Here is an 18,079-nt window from a genome sequence, read left to right on the forward strand (position 1 = left end):
CTTATAATTTTCTGATTATCAAGAAGAGCCACTGGCTCTTTTTTGCTGTCTTTTAAAGGAAAATGACGAAAATCGTCGAAGTTGTTAGGTGAGAAGCAAAAAAAACGAATTTTTTCATTTTAACAAAGGAGTCTCCATGGAAGATAATCAAGGTTTACATACAATAAGCACGGAAATCAAAAACCTGGAAAAAAGATTCAAGCAGGAGATAGAACCTTATCGCACTTTACTATGGAAATATTGCTACCGGTTGACAGGCTCTCCATGGGATGCAGAAGACCTCGTCCAGGATACACTGCTGAAATCACTGGCTATGCTCTCAAAGGTCTTTCAGGAGCTGAATGTAAAATCCTACTTATTCAAAATCGCCACTAATACATGGATCGATCAGCAAAGAAAAAATCGGATTGCCTATAGAGATTCATACCCTGTAGAAATTCTGGAAAGCGACAGCGAGAAGGAGCTTGAGATTCTCCCAGCCCTAGATTATCTGGCCCGCCAGCTGAGTCCTAAGCAATTTGTCTGCCTACTGCTTACAGACGTTTTTCTTTTTACAGCCAAAGAGACTGCAGTCCTCATCAGTCTTTCGCCTGGAGCTGTCTACGCAAATGTCCAGAGAGCAAGAGATCTGTTAAAGGTCTCTGAAAGGCAGCAGAATCGGAGAGTAATGAAAGGGCCTGCTTCGCCTATCACACATGACAAGACGATCAGCACCCTGCTTGAAGGCTTCCGTAGAAAAGACCCGGACATGATTGCTTCTCTCCTTGACGAAAATCTTCTCACGGATATTACCCATGCTGGAGTGGAATTCGGAAAAAGAGAAACAGAAGGAAATTCGCTCAAGGACTGGGCAGAGGTGGTTTCCAGGCAGCAAGGAGTCGAAGCTGCCGTCGCGATGCTCTGGGGCAGGCAGGTCATTTTGGAGTTTGCTCTTAAATCCGGTGAAAAGCTGCTGCAGAACATTCACTTTATGGAACTGGAAAATGATAAAATAGTGTATTGGAAATACTATTGCTTTTCCTGGGATCTGATGAATGCAGCTGCAAAAGAGCTGGATGTGAAACTGGGTGCAGAATATTTTTATCATATTTTTTAAATCCCGCGTTTAATTTGGCGTCTTTTTCCCGTTATAGATCTTGAAGAGCTGTTGTTCAGGTTCTATTACAAGACAGGGAGAGATGAAAAGATGAAAACACCTATAGGCAATATGATGAATACGGTTTTTGTACATGTGGCAGATTTGAAAAAGTCCGCAGAGTGGTACTGTAAGCTTTTGGGCCAGAAAGTCACAGAGCCGGTTGAGAACCCGGTATACAATATGAAAATGAATGGGGCAACCGGTCTTACCCTGGATGCGGGACCTAGCGGTGGAGGAAAAAGACCGCAGGCTGGCTCTTATCCATTATTCAATCTGCATACCGGGGACATTCATGTGGCGTACAATTGGATGGAGAACGAAGGTTTTGCCGTTGAACCAGAGATAACCCACTTTGACGATTTCAGCTTTTTCAACGTAAAAGATCCTGACGGCCATATCATTATGATTTGTACAGGATAAAAAGGGATGGGGAGACAGAAGAAATGACAGAGATAAAAGAAAGGCTGCCTGCGGTTGAAACTGCACAAATGCTTATCTATGAAAGATTCCCGGACTGCAGAGGGGCCATCCTTGGAGGAAGTGTTGTAAGGGGAGAAGGAACCGCGACCTCTGATCTGGATATTATCGTAATAAATGACAAAGCTGGTTCCGTCAGAAGAGAATCCTTCTATTATAAAGGATGGCCGGTAGAGCTTTTTATACATACCATAGATTCGTGCAGGGTATATTTCCAGAAGGATGCAGAAAGGGCCAGGCCGACGCTTCCACGGATGGTGGCGGAAGGGTTGGTGCTTAAAGGTGAGGATTTTCTTGGCGGGATAAGGAAGGAAGCTGCCCTCTTGATGGCTGCGGGCCCTGCTCTGTGGACAGATTCTGAGCTGACGTTTAAGCGCTATTTCCTGACTGATGCTCTGGATGATTTCATTGGCAGCACTAAAAGGCATGAATCTCTTTTTGTCGCTGGCAAACTGGCTGAGCTGGCGCATGAATTTCTTCTAAGGACCAATAAACAATGGATTGGCCAGTCAAAATGGATTTACAGGGAAATAGCCTATTATGATCAAGCTCTGGCAGACAGGTTTGCGGAATGCTTTGACAGCTTTTATCAATATGGGGAAAAACAACCCGTCATTGAGCTTGTGGATGACATCATGAAGCCATTTGGCGGCAAATGCTTTGACGGTTTTTCGCTAAGTGGGAAATAATTATAAGAAAATTGAAAAGGAATGAAAACCCAGATGGAAAAGTTATATTATCAGGATCCTTACATAAAAGAATTTACAGCTTCGGTCATCCGCCAGGACCAGAACTCAGACGGTAAATGGTATGCAGTTTTGGATCGGACCGTTTTTTATCCGACCGGTGGAGGCCAGCCCTTTGATACAGGGACGATTCATGGTATCGCTGTAACTGATGTTGAAGAAGAAGAGGGCGAAATCAGGCATTATCTTGAAGAAAAGCTTCCAGAAACAGAGGAAGTCGAGGGAAGGCTTAACTGGCAGAGAAGATTCGATCATATGCAGCAGCATGCAGGGCAGCATATTTTATCTGCTGCCTTTGATGAACTGTTCGGGTACAGGACTGTCAGCTTTCACCTTGGAAAAGAGACTTTGACCATCGACCTTGATACAGAGAACCTGAGTGAGGAAGAAGCAGAAAGGGCAGAAAGTAAAGCGAATGAGATTATTACCGATAATCTTCCGATTGAAACCAAATGGGTCAGCGAGGCTGAGCTTGCAGGCTACCCATTAAGAAAAGAGCCTAAGGTAAAAGAGAATATCCGCCTTGTTATCATTCCTAATTTTGACTATAACGGCTGCGGCGGGACCCATCCAAGAGCTTCCGGGGAAGTCCAGGCTATAAAGATTCTTGGCTGGAGCCGGCAGAAGAAGCAGACCAGGGTAGAATTTGTCTGCGGCGGCAGGGTGCTGAAGCAGCTGCACACTAAAAATGTAATTGTGAATCGGACAAGCCAGCTGGTCAGTTCGCCAGAGGGGGAAATACCCGATGCCATCATCAAGCTGCTCGATACGCAGAAACAGATGGAAAAAGAACTGGAGGAAATGAAGAATCAGCTGCTTGAGCAGGAAGGAAAGGAATATGCCAGCAGCATCCTTGATGGATCACCCATCATCCGGAAAGTTTTTCGCGATAGAAATGTTAAGGAGCTTCAGAAGCTGGCCAAGTCTATTGCCATTCAAAATGAACAGGCGATTGTCTTGTTTGCAGCGGAAAACGGCCGTCAGCTGCAGGCCGTATGTGCAAGCGGAACAAAAACGGAGGCAGATATGAAAAAAATCATTCAGTCCATTCTTCCTGCCATTCATGGCAGAGGCGGGGGAAACAAGCATTTTGCCCAGGGAGGCGGAGAAACTGAAATGAGCGGGGAAAGGCTTCTTGAGCTGATGGGGGATAATCTATAATCTCTTCTTAAAAAAGGCCCTGTGATAAGCAGGGTCTTTATTTATGGAGCCGGAGGGCTAATGCCGGTTTCTGGAATGCTTGGTTTGTATACTGAGATACGCACCTCTTTTTTGTGATTCCGGAAATGGTGGCTGCAGGGATCCTTGCCCAGTGCCACTATTTTCACGGGACGTCGTACCTGATTTGAGAGGGTTCAGCGCGCTAAGAGGTCCGTTCGGAGGGAGTTGGTAGAAAAAACGTGAATTGGTTAAAAAGCAAGCTGATTTAATGAAATTAATGCGCCAATCGGTAGAAAAAGATGCTATTCGGTAGAAAAAACCCCAAAATGATGAAAAAGTCCCCGGCCTCTCTTTTTAAAAAAGCCTATTTTAGATGAGGAGGCAGCCTTTTATGGAGATTGTGCCTTTTTAGAAGTTTCGGCCCGCTAGGTAGGCAGGAATAGTGATTCCAGCCCTTCATATAATTAACCTTACTCAAAAATCAAACCCATCACAGGTTTCTTAAAATCATTTTTAATGTAAAGTTACCTTGACGTAAAGCTCCCTTTACAATATAGTAAAACCAAGGAGGACGTTCATGAAAAATAATTTGGCAGAGCTGAGAAAGAAGCATGGTTTTTCGCAGGACCGGCTTGCGGCCAGGCTGGGTGTGTCAAGGCAGACGATCATCAGCATTGAAAAAGGAAAATATTCACCTTCTCTTCCGCTTGCATTTCAAATCGCGAAGACCTTTGATACAACGATTGAACATATTTTTATCTACGAAGAAGAAACAAATAAGAAAGGAGAATGAACGGATGGAGTCAAGAATGACTTTCAATATATGCGGGGGCTTATTTTTATTCATGACCCTCTTTATGGCCGTCATCGGCATAGCGGCAGGGGAAAGCATCCTGCCGCAGACATGGACACTTCTTTCGATGACAGTTATGAGCTTTTCAATGGGATACCTTTATCCACAGTTTAAGCAAAAGGACGAAAGAATGAAGTTGATCCGCCAGAAAGGCCTCTTTTACGCTTATTTTGCTCTCATTGTTTATTTTTTCATCTTTTTTCTGCTGCTTGGTCTTGGGATTATTGATATTTCTGCGCTTGAACTGCTGCAGATTTTATCCGGCCTGACAATCAGTACGGTATTTTTGTCCATGGTGTTCGTTTCTAAAAGGATTTGACAGCGATGGGGAAATTTAACAGAACTGAAAACCTGCCATTTTGAGAAAGCTAAAAAGGTAAATCTCAATAAAAAGGCGGGTATTCTATGGCGACTTTATTATATATCACTGCACATCCCCATGATGAAACACAATCATTCAGCATGGCTGCCGGAACGGCATTTATTGAATCTTACCGTGAATCCAATCCGGGGGATGAAGTCATATGGCTTGATCTGTATAAAGAGCATATTCCCCAGATTGATGCAGATGTATTCAGCGGATGGGGCAAGCTTCGCACGGGCAGCTCTTTTGATGACTTGTCTCAGGAAGAAAAAGAAAAAGTGAACAGGCTTTCTGAACTGACTGAGCAATTTGTATCTGCAGATAAATATGTTTTTGTTACTCCTTTGTGGAACTTTTCCTTTCCTCCAGTGATGAAGGCATATCTTGATTCTGTTTGTACAGCAGGGAAGACATTTAAATATACAGAACAAGGGCCGGTAGGTCTTCTTCCTGATAAAAAGGCCCTTCATATCCAGGCGCGAGGCGGAATCTATTCCGAAGGTCCGGCCGCAGAAATGGAAATGGGGCACCGCTATATCGGGATCATTATGCAATTCTTTGGGATTCCTTCTTTTGAAGGCATTTTTATTGAAGGCCACAACCAATTCCCGGACCGCGCCCAGCAAATTAAAGAAGAAGGCGTGGCAAAGGCGAAAGAGAAAGCCAAAACCTTTTAAGCATGAAAAAAGAAGAGATTTCTGCCCGGCAGAAATCTCTTCTTGTATTTAGAATTTTGCAGCTGTATCAGCAGCCTGCTTGATGCCTTCAAAAATGATTTCTTCCGCTTTATCAGGGAACTGGTTGTGCCCCTCAGTCACGATGGAAGTGACGTCCTGGACTCCGAAGAAAGCCAGAAGTGTACTTACATACTTCTCAGACATTTCGACCTCTGCAGCAGGGCCTTCTGAATAAACTCCGCCCCTGGCATTCAAGAGAGCGACTTTTTTATCAGTAAGAAGACCTACAGCGCCGTTTTCAGTGTATTTGAATGTTTTGCCGGCTTGTGCCAGGTAGTCAAAGTATGTGTGAAGGACAGCTGGGACCGTAAAGTTCCAGAGCGGGAATGCGAACACAGCTTTATCCGCCTCAAGGAATTGGTTCAAATACTTTGTGACGCGGGCTGCAGCAGCTTCTTCTTCTGCATTCAGCTCCATGCCCTGGCCCTGCTTGTACATTGCTGTAATATGAAGATTATCATAATAAGGAAGATTTTCTTCGAACAAATCCAGCTCAGTGATTGTATCTTCCGGATGGTTCTCCTTATAGCTGCTAAGGAAAGCATCGTACATTTGCACGCTGACTGCCTGATCGGCAGGACGTGAGTTTGCTTTGATGAATAATACGTTTGACATAACAATAATTCCTCCGTTAGTTACTAAGAAGTTTTCCGCAGGTTAAATACTTTTAATTCAAGATAATAAGCGGATATTGGCTATTATAGCTAGTCAGGCTGGAAGGGTCAAAGCATCTGCTTATACAAATAACATTAAAGTCCGCTTCCATTCCTGAAGCTGTCAATGAAAAAGAAGCTGCCGGTCTCCCGGCCCGGCCTCCTTCCGTTACTCACATCTATGACGAGGCTTTTAACTGGCGCGCTTTCCTCTTCCCCCACATTTTTTTCACGATCGGATAGGCTATTGGAGCACATTTGATGATGTTTTTCACCAATTTTTTCATAGCGGGATACCTCCTGAGTTTGTTTCCATTCCTATTCCCTTTCAGTGCCGGGGACAAACCTGCAGGAGGTAAGAGGCAGTCCGGCTTCGAAAGGCGAATATCTATTTTGAGATTTGAGAGAATTGTTTTAAAAATGGTATGTCAAATCTAGCTGTGTAGCTATTTTGTTACATTTTGCAGAACACTCCTTGTTGTTCACTGCTTACACTGGCTAGTACAATAGTCTTATATAGGTGGAGGCGTGGAATTTACATGTGTTTCGGCGATTTCATAAGCAGGAGCCGGCAGTGTGCCGGCCTGCAGGATCAGGCTGACATGCTTCCTCGAAGACTTTGCCTCAGAAGCACCGGCCTAAATATAAGGAGAAGAGGAAAAGCATGACATTGACTGTCCCAGCTAACAAAATTCCAAGCACATTGCAGGTTCTGGATGAGGGAGCCGTATTGGCTGCCATTGAAAGGTCACATGCGATGATTGAGTTCAGCCCGCAAGGCACTGTGCTATGGGCAAATCATAATTTTGCAAGTACCATGGAATATGATGTGAACGAAATGAAGGGCATGCATCACCGGAGATTTTGTACCGATGAATTTGCCAGCAGCCCCGCTTATTCTGTACTATGGAAAAACTTGAGGAGCGGCAAAAGCTTTCAGGAAAAAATCCAGCGTGTGACGAAGAGAGGAAACCTGATTTGGCTTGAAGCTACATATACCCCAGTGAGGGATGAAGAAGGAAATGTCATTGCCGTAGTAAAACTGGCTACAAATATAAATGAAAGAGAAAGCAATACGGTCGCGATTGCAAACGAACTGCAAAACATGGCAGGGGAGCTGCTGAACCGGGCTGAGCTCGGAATCACCAGGAGCGAAGAAGCTGCAGAAGCATCCGAGAAGCTTGCTGGAGATTCAAGAGAGAATCTGAAAATGCTGGATACTCTTAAAACACAGGCACTGTCTATTGGCGACATTGTCAAAACAATCCGCGAAATAGCTGCCCAGACAAATCTTCTTGCATTGAATGCAGCCATCGAGGCAGCCAGGGCAGGGGAGCATGGAAGAGGGTTCAATGTTGTTGCCGGCGAGGTCAGAAAGCTTGCCACCATGGTCCAGGAATCCATCGGTGAAGTGAACGCCCATATCGAAGGCATTTCAGGCGAGGTGAAAAATATCAGCGAAGCCACCAGGCAGTCAAGGGACGGAATTGAAAAAAGCAGGCTGCTGAACGAACAGTCAATGGCGGAATTCAAGGGCATAGAGAGTGCAGCCCGATCGCTTGATAGCAGGGCAAAGGCGTTCAAGGACATATTGAAATAAGCGATTTAACGGAAAGAAGACCGGCTGCCTGCTGACAGGCAGCCGATTTATGTTTTTTAAACAATGGAAGAGATACATGCAGAATAAAAGGCAGCACAAATTACTGATCTAAGCTGATTATTGTCAAGCAAAAATAATGAATGGTTCTGCTGTGGCACATCTAATGCGAAAGAGAAGGCTGCTTAAGAAAAAAGATTTTTTTGAGGTGCTTTTCCAATCGAAAATTATTAGTCAAGCAGAATCTATGTTATTATGTATCTGTTTGTTAGTGGAAGCGTTTACACTGAATCTTCTTCTCAGGAAACCAGTTCAAAAAACAGATGCAATCAGTGATCAAACTTGCAAATATAGTCTTTCCATTGTATCTTAAGAGATTGAGTGCATACTTTAAAAAGCAGGATGTTTACTTGATCCAAATGTGTGATATCCTGCATCCTTTCAGCTATAAAGGAAATAATTTTTAAATGAGTTAAGCCGAAAGTGTATACGATTGATGCAAAAGGTCCGTATATTAAAATATATTAAGAACAGCAGCGCACCTAAAAATTTTTAAGCCAACAGGTTCAGTATGCTGCCAGAAAATCATCAAATATTGCGAGGGTTGCAAAATGAAATATAGATCTGCGTTTGATATTATTGGTCCGGTCATGATCGGTCCATCGAGCTCACATACTGCCGGTGCTGCACGCATCGGAAGGGTGGCAAGAACACTTTTCGGAAAATTGCCTGAAAAAGCGGTCATTTCCCTGTACGGTTCTTTTGCCAAAACATATAAGGGGCATGGAACAGATGTGGCCATTGTAGGCGGGCTTCTCGACTTCGATACATTCGACGAACGGATCCCGCAGTCATTGGGACTTGCTAAGGAAGCGGGACTTGACATTGAATTCAGAATAGAAGACACTGTCATGGACCATCCGAATACCGTATCCATTCACTTGACTGACGGAAAGCAGGACCTGGACCTGACAGGCATCTCCATTGGCGGCGGCACGATAGAAATTACAGAGCTGAACACTTTTAAGCTCAAGCTGTCCGGCAATCCTGCGATACTTGTTCTCCATAATGACCAGTTCGGAGCGATATCTGCCGTTACCCATGTACTGGCCATGCACCGGATCAATATCGGGCATATGGAAGTGTCAAGGAAAGAAAAGGGCCAGATGGCAATGATGGTCATTGAAGTGGACCAGCGCATCGATCTGGACGTGATCAGAGAATTGGAACAGCTTCCTAATATCACACAAATCATCAGAATGGCAGAATAGAAGATTAGGAGCCGGGAGGGAATACCATGTTATTTCGCAATGTAGCAGAAGTAGTCGAACTTGCCGAAAGCAAGGGCGTTAAAATAGCTGAAATCATGATTCAGCAGGAAATAGAAGTATCAGGGCGGACACGCGAGGAGATCATTGACCAGATGGACCGCAACCTGACCGTAATGGAAGAAGCGGTCGAACGCGGCCTGAAAGGCGTCAAATCGGTTTCCGGCCTTACAGGCGGAGACGCGGTCCTCTTGCAGAATTATATCAAAAGCGGAAAAGCTTTATCCGGAAACCTGCTGCTTGATGCTGTCAGCAAAGCGGTTGCCACCAACGAAGTAAATGCTGCGATGGGCGTTATCTGCGCCACACCGACAGCAGGTTCGGCGGGGGTGGTGCCTGGCACCCTGTTCGCAGTGAAAGAAAAACTCAACCCATCAAGGCAGGAAATGATTGAATTCCTGTTCACATCAGCAGCCTTCGGATTTGTCGTTGCCAACAACGCCTCCATTTCAGGAGCTGCCGGCGGCTGCCAGGCTGAAGTAGGCTCAGCGAGCGGAATGGCGGCCGCAGCCATTGTCGAGCTGGCGGGAGGGACTCCTTCCCAGGCTGCAGAGGCTATGGCCATCACCTTGAAGAATATGCTTGGCCTCGTCTGCGATCCTGTAGCAGGGCTGGTAGAAGTGCCTTGCGTAAAAAGGAATGCAATGGGTGCATCAAATGCCATGACAGCTGCAGACATGGCTCTTGCCGGCATCACCAGCAGGATCCCATGCGACGAAGTCATTATCGCGATGTATAAAATTGGACTGACAATGCCATCCGCCCTGCGTGAAACTGCAGAAGGCGGGCTTGCCGCGACCCCAACCGGAAAAAGGCTGCAGGCTGAGATATTTGGAAAATGATATGCTGGTGAAATCCTCTGCTTTTATAAGCGGGGGATTTTTTTGTTTTATAACCGCAGTTAATGGCAGGTAAGCAAGCGGAAGGGTCATAAATAATCAAAAACATTCAGTCCTTGCTGAAAATAAATAATTTTTTCTGAAAAATCAAGATGATTTGTAGATAATATGCTATTATGTAATTACGTAATAACATAAAAGAATAATATTGCATAAAGGAGGTCATTATGCCATTCAAAGAAGAACTTAACCTTATCAAGCAGCAGCTGGAAATTCTTATAAAGAAAGCAGACAGCATAGATGCAGTCTCTTTGATCCAGGAAAGTGAAGAAGAGAGCCTGTCTACCAGTATCTCCTATAGCGGGACAATAACAACCGATGAAGGAAGAAGAAAATGGAAGCCGGCGTCCAAAACTCTTGGGGAGGTGCTGGCGCCAGACAGCGGGGGACTTGCAAATATTCTTTCTTCTCTTGGCCACAAACAAAGAATAGAAATTATCAAGTCTCTCCTGCAGGAACCGAAGAATGCAGCGGAATTAGTCAGGGAACTCGAAATGGGGACGACCGGACAGCTTTACCACCATATGAAGCCGCTGCTGCATGCTGGCATCATTGAACAGAAGGAAAGGGGAGGCAGCTATTCAATCACAGCTGATAAAATTCTCCCAATACTTCTTCAACTGGCTGCCGCAGCAGAAATGTTCGAGAGCAGCCGCTATTTGACACTGGAAGCGCTCAGGGAAGAACCTGAAAAAATGAACATAAGAACAGAAGGTGAGTTTGATGCGGACATTTTGCTGTTGTCACTTATCCATCATTCTGTACAGGAGCATGAAGCCGGCCATGCATCCAGAATAAATATATACCTGCATAGTGATGGAAGTGCGACTGTTTCCGATGATGGACGCGGCATCCCGGTTTCCCTGCTGGAGGGAACCAGCATGAGCAGGCTGCAGGATGTGCTGACAGATGTTGAGAAAAACTATCTGGAAGATTCATCGAATGAAAAAACCGGTATTCCTGTTGCGGCAATAAACGCTTTTTCAGAAAAGCTGACAGTCCTGATTAAAAAGGATCATCAGATTTACAGGCAGGAATATCAGTATGGAAAAGCGCTTACCCAGGTTGTTCCCATAGGGGAAACGAATGAAACGGGAACGAGCATCAGCTTTCTGCCTGATAAGAAAGTATTTAAGACCGGATTTCATTCTGAAAAGCTGGAGGAAAAACTAAACGAGCTGCAGAGATGCTACCCTGATTTATCACTGTCTCTGCAATAAAGGGGGAAGAAAGATGTCTGGCTTAGAAACGATTAGAACCACAGAAGATGTCATGAACATGCTGGATTTCCTGCTGAAAGAAGAATCTTCATTTCAATGGGACCAGTTTTATGAAAGAAGGGGCAATCAAGTCCCATTTTTCAGGAATGTTCCTGATGAGAATCTGGCTGCTTATTTCAATGAGGGCATAATTAAAGCAGGCAGGGTGCTGGAACTCGGCTGCGGGCCAGGCAGGAATGCCATTTACATGGCTGGAAAAGGGTGCACGGTGGATGCTGTAGATTCTTCTAAAGAAGCACTGAATTGGGCAAGGGAGAGAGTGCGGCGAAATGATGTAGATATCACTTTCGTTGAAGCGGATATCTTCCAGCTGGACCAGAGCTTTGCCGGATATGATTTTATTTACGATTCAGGCTGCTTTCACCATATCCCGCCGCATCGGAGAGCCGATTACTTTGCCATCTTGCGTGACAGGCTGAAGCCAAATGGCTTTTTTGCGCTAACATGCTTTGAAGAAAACGGTGAGCTGGGCGGCTCGGCCCAATCAGACTGGGATGTCTATAGAGAACGCAGCATGAAGGGCGGGCTCGGCTTCACAGAGGAAAAACTCCTCCATTTATTCAGCGGCTTTAGACCAGTTGAAATCAGGCCGATGAAAAAGAAGAACAATGATGATGCAGAGTTCGGTGTTTCCGGCCTGCTGACTGCGCTTTTTCAAAAGAAAGAATAGGAGACCTGCTATGGATGAGAGAATAAAAGGATTATTAAAGAAAGTACAGGAAGAATGTGAAGGAAGAATCCACATTTCAGATATTGAACCATTTGCCTTTGGGGTAGAAAATTGTGTGTTCAAGGGCTATTCCCCTGATTGGGGCCAGGTAGCCATACGGACTCCCTGGTCCCGGCAGATTGACAGGGAAACGGATACCATCACAGATTCAAGGCTTGGGCTGCTGAAAGAACATGCATTGACAGACCACGGCAGAAGGTATGGACTGCCGGTGCCGGCCATCTGCCATCTGCATCTTGGCGAAACAGCCGATTTTCTGGTTCAGGAATTTGTGGAGGGAGATCAGAGTGTCTCCATTGAAGAAATAGGAAGAATTGCAAAAGAGCTGCACAGCATTGAAATCTTGCCTGAGACTGGCATTTCTGAGCAGGATGTACATCAGGCATTGGCTGACAGGATTGCCATTAGGGCGAAATCAGCTGAAAGGGTTCTAAAATGCAGCCTGCCGCTGCCTGACCCGGAAGATATTTTCGGGATTCTTTCTTCATTCAAGCAGAAAAAGCGGCTGCTGCATATGGATCTGCGGCCGGAAAACCTTATTTTCCAAAAAGGAAAGGCGGCTGCTGTCATTGACTGGACTAATGCGCTGATTGGAGATCCGGTCCTGGAGCTTATGAGAATAAAAGATTATGGGCTTTTGACAGATGAATTTATCATGGGATATACAGGGGCGGAGCTGGAAATAGCAAGGGTTCCAGAGGCTGTCCAATATCTTTATCAGTTTGATACAGCTGCGATGCTTGCCGTTTTATTTCATATTGAAAGCATTGATCTTGTACAGGGGGAAGCAGCGGGGATAAGAGTTAAGGAGCTTCATAGAAAAATAGCCCATCTGTTGTAGTATATAATATTATTATGTAAACTAAAGGGCTGAAACATTCCAATCCCCATTTCCGCCGCAATAAGCTATAATAGAAATAGTCAAAAGATTAGAAATAGGAGTGTTAGCATGTCTAAAAACGTGGGAATCATTGGCCTCGGTGCCATCGGAGAGAGAGTGCTGAGAAATTTTCAGTATAATGAAGGAACAAAGGTCGCAGCACTTTGCGATACGAATGAAACCCGGCTCGAGGCACTGAAAAGCGAACTAGGGGAAGTTGCTTTATACAGCAACTATGAGGAACTGTTAAATAATGAAGAAATCGAACTGGTATACATAGCCGTGCCTCCAAAGTACCACCACCAGATCGCTTTGGATGCGATCAAAAAAGGAAAACATATTCTTTGTGAAAAGCCGCTTGCCAATTCAATTGAGGAAGCAAGGGAAATGGCAGAGGCTGCAGAGGCGGCCGGCATCGTCAATGCAATCAATTTCCCGATGATGTACAGCAATGTGTTCCGCCTTTTCAAGGAAAAAGCAGAGGATGGGACGCTCGGTGAAATCAAACGGGTTGAGGTGAATCTGCATTTCACTGAATGGCCAAGAAAATGGCAGAAAAATAATTGGATCGCCGGCAGGGAGCAGGGCGGGTTCATCCGCGAAGTCGGCCCGCACTATATCCAAATGATCCTGGACGTTTTCGGCGATATCAAGGATGTCCGTTCCTTTGTCGACTATCCTGAAGATACGGATTTATGCGAAACAGGTTTTGTGGCAGTGATGACGGCTGGCGGGAATATTCCTGTCGTCTTCAACGGGGCGAGCGGGATCGGTCAGCAGGAAAAGATTTCTTTCAAGCTTTTTGGAGAAAAAGGGACCATTGATCTGCAAAACTGGAGCCAGCTTGCTGAAAGCACGATTGATGCTGAAGCCGAAATCCTGCCGGTCGAGCGTGAAAATGATATGGATCTTGTCAGCGAAATCTGCCATAGCATTGATGGGGGAAAAGCAAGGATCGTCAGCTTTAAACAAGGATACAAAGTGCAGGAAGTCCTTGAGCAGCTGTTGAATACATAATCTTAAATCTTGGGGGAAGCAAGATGGATCTGCGTTTTACCGTATATGAAAACCCGCAGGAGTTCCTGCAAAGAACAGAAGCGTTTCTGCTGGAACGGGAAGCTGAAAACAATCTTCCGCTGGGGCTGCTTTACCAGGCTGCTGAACCTGACAGTCCTTATAAAACTCCCTTCCTTGCATTGGCAGAAAGGGAGGCAGAAATCATAGCAGCACTCATCATGACACCGCCGCACTATCTGATATGGTCTGCAGGTGACATTCCTGATGAAGCGGCTGCTTTGGTCCTGCGCGAGCTTTTTGAAAGAAACATTTCTTTTCCAGGAATCGTGGCACCAAAGGAAACAGCGCAGAAGGCTGAAGCAGAATGGAAGAAATTGACCGGTGCCGGCAGTGAAACTGTGATGGATCAGAGGGTTTATATCCTGGAGAAAGTGAACGATCTTCCATATGCAGGCGGAACATTGGCACTGGCTTCTGAAAAGGATGAGGAGCTCGCTGCAGGCTGGATATCCGATTTCAGCAGAGCCACTCCTGAAAATACCCTGAGCATAGAAGAGGGAAGGAAAAAGGCGCGGCAGTTTATCTCGGAAAGATCCCTTTACTTATGGCTGGAGGATGGCAGACCGGTTTCCATGGCGAAAAAAGCAAGGCCAACCAAACATGGTGTTGTTGTCAATCTCGTCTATACGCCTGATGAGGAGCGGAAGAAAGGCTATGCTTCTGCCTGTGTGGCTGCATTAAGCAGGAAATTGCTGAAATCCTATAAGTTTTGCTCACTATACACAGATTTAGCCAATCCAACCTCCAATCATATTTATCAGGAAATCGGCTATAAACCGGCAGCCGATTCTGTCATGCTGAAGTGGATATAATTGAAAAAGCAAGGCCAAATCCCGGTGATTTGGCCTTTTATCATCGGAGGTGACAGGATGCTGGAAAGGCTGGCAGAAGAAATACCGCTCCTCAAAAAGAGCACTGGTATTGTCCGTATAGTAAAAGGGTTTTCACAAGATGAGAAGTATATGGTTTCTTTGAAGGATAAAAGCAAATTACTTCTGAGGCTCTTTGATTTGTCAGGACTTCCATCAAAAAGACAAGAGTTCACGATTTTAGAAAAAATGCATGGTTATGCTGTCCCCTGCTCCCAGCCAGTAGAGATTGGCGAAGCAGGAGGAAGAGGATATATGATCACTTCCTTTATCGAGGGGAAGGATGCAGAGGAAGAAATAAAGCACCTTTCTGAGCAGGATCAGTATGCAATAGGGTTAGAGGCCGGAAGGCAATTGAGGAAAATGCATCAGCTTCATGCTCCTGAAGGAACGCCTTCCTGGTATAAAAGGAAAGCAGAAAAGCACAGGAAGTATGTGGAGGCATATTCTTCATGGGGAGTGAAGATCAAACATGATGATAAAATACTCTCTTTTATTGAAGAAAATCTTCACAGGATGAAAAATCGTCCCAGTCTTTTTCAGCATGATGACTACCATCCTGGTAACCTGATTATTCAAAATAAAAGGCTGGCAGGCATTATTGATTTTAACCGGTTTGATTGGGGAGACCCGATCCACGAATTTCTGAAAATCGGCATCTTCAGCCGGAATGTAAGCATTCCTTTTTCAATCGGCCAAATAAAAGGCTACCATGATAAGGAAGAACCGGGAGAGTCGTTTTGGACTTTATATTCCGTTTACCTCGGAATGTGTGCTTTTTCCACGGTAATCTGGACCTTGAAACATACCCCGGAAAATCTTGAGGAAATGATGGGAAAAGTGAATCTGTTTTTGGAAGACCATGATTATTTCTCGAGAATCAGGCCTAAGTGGTACGATTTGCATCAGGGGGGGACAGCGACAGTGGAAGTAAACTATCAGATTTATGCCGGAATGCCAAAACAGGAAATGCTGGATAAAATCCTTCCATTGCATGCTGCCATTTTCGGGGAACTGGGCCAGCTGGAAAAAAAGATGGCCGAGAAACCTAAGCTTCTTGTTGCATCTGCAATCTATCATGACCAGTTGATTGGCTATAAGATCGGTTATGAATTGGAGGAGAGCAAGTTTTACAGCTGGCTTGGCGGTGTGGAAGAGGAGTTCAGAGGGAAAGGAATTGCTTCGAGGCTGATGGAGATGCAGCATGAATATATCAAGGGGCGCGGGTACAGGGTGGTCCGGACAAAAACGATGAACAAGTGGCGGGACATGCTGATCCTGAACATAAAGCACGGATTTGAAGTAATGGAAACATACATAGATGAAAAAGGGATGCATAAAATCATCCTTGAGAAAAAGCTGCGGGACTAGCAAAAATATTTTTGGAAGAAAAAGGTTTTGGCTGTTTTTTGTCGAAATATTCCTTATTACATATTTCGGAGGTAGACAGTGTTCTTATTATTTTATTGAGATCGGAGAAATCAACAAACCTATTAAATGACAGGAGTTGAATTTCTTATGATCTATACATCTTCATTAGAAGGTATATCGTCTGACATGCTGAATGGTTTTTTTGCAGAGTGGCCGAATCCTCCCTCCCCGGAGACGCATCTGAAAATGCTGGGAAACAGCTTTAAGGTGGTCCTCGCCATTGATGAAAAAGCGGAGCAGGCAGCCGGCTTCATCACTGCCATCAGTGACAATGTTCTATCTGCGTATATCCCATTGCTCGAAGTCCTCCCGGATTATCAGCACCAAGGGATAGGAAAAGAGCTGTTAAACAGGATGCTTAAAGAACTTGATGGCCTTTATATGATTGATCTGCTTTGTGATGATTCCCATGCTCCGTTCTATGAGAAGGCGGGAATGACTAGGGCCGGCGGAATGGTAATCAGAAATTATGAGAGGCAATCAGGTATAAAATAGGGTAAGCACAGGGACTTTCTCTGTGCTTTTTTCTAAAAGGACAAAGGAGCAGATATGAAACAATTTTTATCTTTTGATGAAACCATCCGGGTAAGAATGCTATTGAAATTTTTCACCGTGCTTGCTCATACGATGGTCATGCCTTACACGGTTGTCTATTTTGCAGCGAAAATTGGAGCTTCTTTAACAACTACGATGATTATCATCATTGGATTCATTAGTATCATAGGATATCTTTTAGGCGGACAGGCAGCTGACCGGTTCGGACGGAAAAGAGTCATCATCACCAGTGAATTGATGACCGGGTTCGGCTTTTTAATTGTGTGCTGTTTTGATTCACTCCACCACTTCTACGCCATTCCCATTGTAATTGCATTCAGCTTTATATATTTCTTTGAAAGTGCCTCTAATCCCGCCTATTCTGCTTTGATCATTGATGCGAGCAATGAAAAGGACAGAAAAATCATCTATACCTACTTCATGTGGATTTCAAGTACTGCATTTGCCGGCGGAAGCTTATTGGGTGGATTCTTTTTTGAAAATCATTCTTCCATGCTGTTCTTTATCGTTGGCCTGACTTCCATATTATCCGCTGTATTGACCTCGCTGCTGATAAAAGACATTCCTCTTAAAGCTGCTGAGGCAATCACTGAGCTCCCAGCCGCACCGGCAAAGAAACTAAGTATTTTTGCTTCACAATTATTTCTTTTCTTATGCATAGGACAGCTGCTGATCAATATATTGAAAGAACAATTCCCCAATTATTTAAGCATCAGGATCGTGTCAAAATATCCTCTTGGGGATTTCGATGTTTCGGGATACAAGATGATCGGCTATCTCAATCTCGAAGAAACGATCATCATCACCATAGCAGCAGGTGTCATCTTCAAGCTGACCAAACGGCTCTCTGAAAAAACATCCCTCATGCTGGGCTTGCTGCTTTTTATACTGGGCTATATCTGCCTAAGCTATTTCATTCATCCAGCCTTCTTGATGCTGGGGATGCTATTCATTTCTGTAGGCGGGCTTATCTATCTGCCAACCCTGCAGGCCATCACCGCTAAATCGCTTCCTGCCCATTCAAGAGGAAAGCATCTATCAGTCCTTGGACTGGTGGGCGCGGTTGGAGGGATGATTTCCAGTTTATTCATTTGGGGGATGGAATCTATACCGGAAATTGGGATTACTTTTATCTTTATTGTAATGGGGATTTTTTTGGTGGGGGTTTATTGGCGGGTTTATCATATTTCTGAAGATACCCATGAACTCCAATTTAAAATGACCAAGGTTGGGTAGTATCTTGCGCAAAAACCTATGGGTTATTAAAAAGCAACAAATTTTTCGGAGGTATATCTATGTCAGAA

The 18,079-nt window shown here is 44.7% G+C and carries 19 protein-coding genes and 1 pseudogene; 19 read left to right on the top strand and 1 reads right to left on the bottom strand.

All coding sequences use genetic code 11. The annotated features are described in order from the left end of the window. Positions 1-136 precede the first annotated feature (136 nt). The 7 genes from FZD51_RS23500 (at position 137) to FZD51_RS23530 (ending at position 5,416) form a co-directional block, all read left to right on the top strand. Positions 137-1,096 carry an RNA polymerase sigma factor gene (locus tag FZD51_RS23500; protein ID WP_148976944.1) on the top strand — a complete coding sequence of 320 codons (960 nt, stop codon included), beginning with the start codon at positions 137-139 and terminating at the stop codon, positions 1,094-1,096. Between the two features lie 90 nt (positions 1,097-1,186). Then, positions 1,187-1,558 carry a VOC family protein gene (locus FZD51_RS23505; RefSeq protein WP_148976945.1) on the top strand — a complete coding sequence of 124 codons (372 nt, stop codon included), beginning with the start codon at positions 1,187-1,189 and terminating at the stop codon, positions 1,556-1,558. Between the two features lie 23 nt (positions 1,559-1,581). After that, a complete protein-coding gene (locus FZD51_RS23510; RefSeq protein WP_148976946.1) occupies positions 1,582-2,304 on the top strand; it encodes a nucleotidyltransferase domain-containing protein in 723 nt (240 codons plus the stop codon). 33 nt (positions 2,305-2,337) lie between these two features. Further along, positions 2,338-3,522 (top strand): alanyl-tRNA editing protein, encoded by a 1,185-nt coding sequence (locus FZD51_RS23515; RefSeq protein ID WP_148976947.1) that lies wholly within the window; start codon positions 2,338-2,340, stop codon positions 3,520-3,522. 577 nt (positions 3,523-4,099) lie between these two features. Then, positions 4,100-4,315, top strand: a complete 216-nt coding sequence (locus FZD51_RS23520) for a helix-turn-helix transcriptional regulator (RefSeq protein WP_101547618.1) — start codon at positions 4,100-4,102, stop codon at positions 4,313-4,315. Between the two features lie 4 nt (positions 4,316-4,319). Further along, positions 4,320-4,694, top strand: a complete 375-nt coding sequence (locus tag FZD51_RS23525) for a permease (protein WP_148976948.1) — start codon at positions 4,320-4,322, stop codon at positions 4,692-4,694. Positions 4,695-4,780: 86 nt separating this feature from the next. Next, positions 4,781-5,416 (top strand): FMN-dependent NADH-azoreductase, encoded by a 636-nt coding sequence (locus FZD51_RS23530; protein ID WP_148976949.1) that lies wholly within the window; start codon positions 4,781-4,783, stop codon positions 5,414-5,416. 48 nt (positions 5,417-5,464) lie between these two features. On the opposite strand, the gene FZD51_RS23535 is transcribed toward FZD51_RS23530, so the two are convergent. Then, a complete protein-coding gene (locus FZD51_RS23535) occupies positions 5,465-6,091 on the bottom strand; it encodes an FMN-dependent NADH-azoreductase (RefSeq protein ID WP_148976950.1) in 627 nt (208 codons plus the stop codon). A gap of 702 nt (positions 6,092-6,793) precedes the next feature. Here FZD51_RS23535 and FZD51_RS26920 point away from each other — a divergent pair. The 12 genes and pseudogenes from FZD51_RS26920 to FZD51_RS23590 form a co-directional block, all read left to right on the top strand. Further along, positions 6,794-7,186 (top strand): annotated as a pseudogene (locus tag FZD51_RS26920) (PAS domain-containing protein); the annotation flags it as partial. 48 nt (positions 7,187-7,234) lie between these two features. Then, positions 7,235-7,729, top strand: coding sequence for a methyl-accepting chemotaxis protein (locus tag FZD51_RS26925; protein WP_262381081.1), 495 nt, complete (start codon positions 7,235-7,237; stop codon positions 7,727-7,729). 608 nt (positions 7,730-8,337) lie between these two features. Further along, on the top strand, positions 8,338-8,997 hold the full coding sequence (gene sdaAB, locus FZD51_RS23545) for an L-serine ammonia-lyase, iron-sulfur-dependent subunit beta (RefSeq protein ID WP_148976952.1): 660 nt from the start codon (positions 8,338-8,340) through the stop codon (positions 8,995-8,997). Between the two features lie 26 nt (positions 8,998-9,023). Then, the gene (gene sdaAA / locus FZD51_RS23550; RefSeq protein ID WP_148976953.1) at positions 9,024-9,896 is read left to right on the top strand and encodes an L-serine ammonia-lyase, iron-sulfur-dependent, subunit alpha; all 873 of its coding nucleotides are present in this window, start codon (positions 9,024-9,026) and stop codon (positions 9,894-9,896) included. A 224-nt stretch (positions 9,897-10,120) separates the two neighbouring features. Next, the gene (locus tag FZD51_RS23555) at positions 10,121-11,173 is read left to right on the top strand and encodes an ArsR family transcriptional regulator (protein ID WP_148976954.1); all 1,053 of its coding nucleotides are present in this window, start codon (positions 10,121-10,123) and stop codon (positions 11,171-11,173) included. 13 nt (positions 11,174-11,186) lie between these two features. Further along, positions 11,187-11,903: a class I SAM-dependent methyltransferase gene (locus tag FZD51_RS23560; protein ID WP_148976955.1), complete on the top strand. Its 717-nt coding sequence runs from the start codon at positions 11,187-11,189 to the stop codon at positions 11,901-11,903. A gap of 10 nt (positions 11,904-11,913) precedes the next feature. Further along, positions 11,914-12,804: a phosphotransferase family protein gene (locus FZD51_RS23565; RefSeq protein ID WP_148976956.1), complete on the top strand. Its 891-nt coding sequence runs from the start codon at positions 11,914-11,916 to the stop codon at positions 12,802-12,804. Positions 12,805-12,912: 108 nt separating this feature from the next. Continuing rightward, the gene (locus tag FZD51_RS23570) at positions 12,913-13,860 is read left to right on the top strand and encodes a Gfo/Idh/MocA family protein (protein WP_148976957.1); all 948 of its coding nucleotides are present in this window, start codon (positions 12,913-12,915) and stop codon (positions 13,858-13,860) included. 23 nt (positions 13,861-13,883) lie between these two features. Further along, complete coding sequence (locus tag FZD51_RS23575; RefSeq protein ID WP_148976958.1) at positions 13,884-14,732, top strand: GNAT family N-acetyltransferase; 849 nt, start codon at positions 13,884-13,886, stop codon at positions 14,730-14,732. Between the two features lie 57 nt (positions 14,733-14,789). Further along, positions 14,790-16,160 (top strand): GNAT family N-acetyltransferase, encoded by a 1,371-nt coding sequence (locus FZD51_RS23580; RefSeq protein WP_148976959.1) that lies wholly within the window; start codon positions 14,790-14,792, stop codon positions 16,158-16,160. Between the two features lie 147 nt (positions 16,161-16,307). Next, complete coding sequence (locus FZD51_RS23585) at positions 16,308-16,715, top strand: GNAT family N-acetyltransferase (RefSeq protein ID WP_148976960.1); 408 nt, start codon at positions 16,308-16,310, stop codon at positions 16,713-16,715. Between the two features lie 54 nt (positions 16,716-16,769). After that, complete coding sequence (locus tag FZD51_RS23590; RefSeq protein ID WP_148976961.1) at positions 16,770-18,011, top strand: MFS transporter; 1,242 nt, start codon at positions 16,770-16,772, stop codon at positions 18,009-18,011. Positions 18,012-18,079 lie beyond the last annotated feature (68 nt).

The organism is Bacillus infantis, from assembly GCF_008180445.1.
GTDB classification, from domain to species: domain Bacteria; phylum Bacillota; class Bacilli; order Bacillales; family Cytobacillaceae; genus Bacillus_AB; species Bacillus_AB infantis_B.

Bases quoted from the DNA above. Each gene is read 5' to 3' on its own strand.
- FZD51_RS23500 (WP_148976944.1), top strand. From the start codon at position 137: ATGGAAGATAATCAAGGTTTACATACAATAAGCACGGAAATCAAAAAC.
- FZD51_RS23505 (WP_148976945.1), top strand. From the start codon at position 1,187: ATGAAAACACCTATAGGCAATATGATGAATACGGTTTTTGTACATGTG.
- FZD51_RS23510 (WP_148976946.1), top strand. From the start codon at position 1,582: ATGACAGAGATAAAAGAAAGGCTGCCTGCGGTTGAAACTGCACAAATG.
- FZD51_RS23515 (WP_148976947.1), top strand. From the start codon at position 2,338: ATGGAAAAGTTATATTATCAGGATCCTTACATAAAAGAATTTACAGCT.
- FZD51_RS23520 (WP_101547618.1), top strand. From the start codon at position 4,100: ATGAAAAATAATTTGGCAGAGCTGAGAAAGAAGCATGGTTTTTCGCAG.
- FZD51_RS23525 (WP_148976948.1), top strand. From the start codon at position 4,320: ATGGAGTCAAGAATGACTTTCAATATATGCGGGGGCTTATTTTTATTC.
- FZD51_RS23530 (WP_148976949.1), top strand. From the start codon at position 4,781: ATGGCGACTTTATTATATATCACTGCACATCCCCATGATGAAACACAA.
- FZD51_RS23535 (WP_148976950.1), bottom strand. From the start codon at position 6,091: ATGTCAAACGTATTATTCATCAAAGCAAACTCACGTCCTGCCGATCAG.
- FZD51_RS26925 (WP_262381081.1), top strand. From the start codon at position 7,235: ATGGCAGGGGAGCTGCTGAACCGGGCTGAGCTCGGAATCACCAGGAGC.
- sdaAB (WP_148976952.1), top strand. From the start codon at position 8,338: ATGAAATATAGATCTGCGTTTGATATTATTGGTCCGGTCATGATCGGT.
- sdaAA (WP_148976953.1), top strand. From the start codon at position 9,024: ATGTTATTTCGCAATGTAGCAGAAGTAGTCGAACTTGCCGAAAGCAAG.
- FZD51_RS23555 (WP_148976954.1), top strand. From the start codon at position 10,121: ATGCCATTCAAAGAAGAACTTAACCTTATCAAGCAGCAGCTGGAAATT.
- FZD51_RS23560 (WP_148976955.1), top strand. From the start codon at position 11,187: ATGTCTGGCTTAGAAACGATTAGAACCACAGAAGATGTCATGAACATG.
- FZD51_RS23565 (WP_148976956.1), top strand. From the start codon at position 11,914: ATGGATGAGAGAATAAAAGGATTATTAAAGAAAGTACAGGAAGAATGT.
- FZD51_RS23570 (WP_148976957.1), top strand. From the start codon at position 12,913: ATGTCTAAAAACGTGGGAATCATTGGCCTCGGTGCCATCGGAGAGAGA.
- FZD51_RS23575 (WP_148976958.1), top strand. From the start codon at position 13,884: ATGGATCTGCGTTTTACCGTATATGAAAACCCGCAGGAGTTCCTGCAA.
- FZD51_RS23580 (WP_148976959.1), top strand. From the start codon at position 14,790: ATGCTGGAAAGGCTGGCAGAAGAAATACCGCTCCTCAAAAAGAGCACT.
- FZD51_RS23585 (WP_148976960.1), top strand. From the start codon at position 16,308: ATGATCTATACATCTTCATTAGAAGGTATATCGTCTGACATGCTGAAT.
- FZD51_RS23590 (WP_148976961.1), top strand. From the start codon at position 16,770: ATGAAACAATTTTTATCTTTTGATGAAACCATCCGGGTAAGAATGCTA.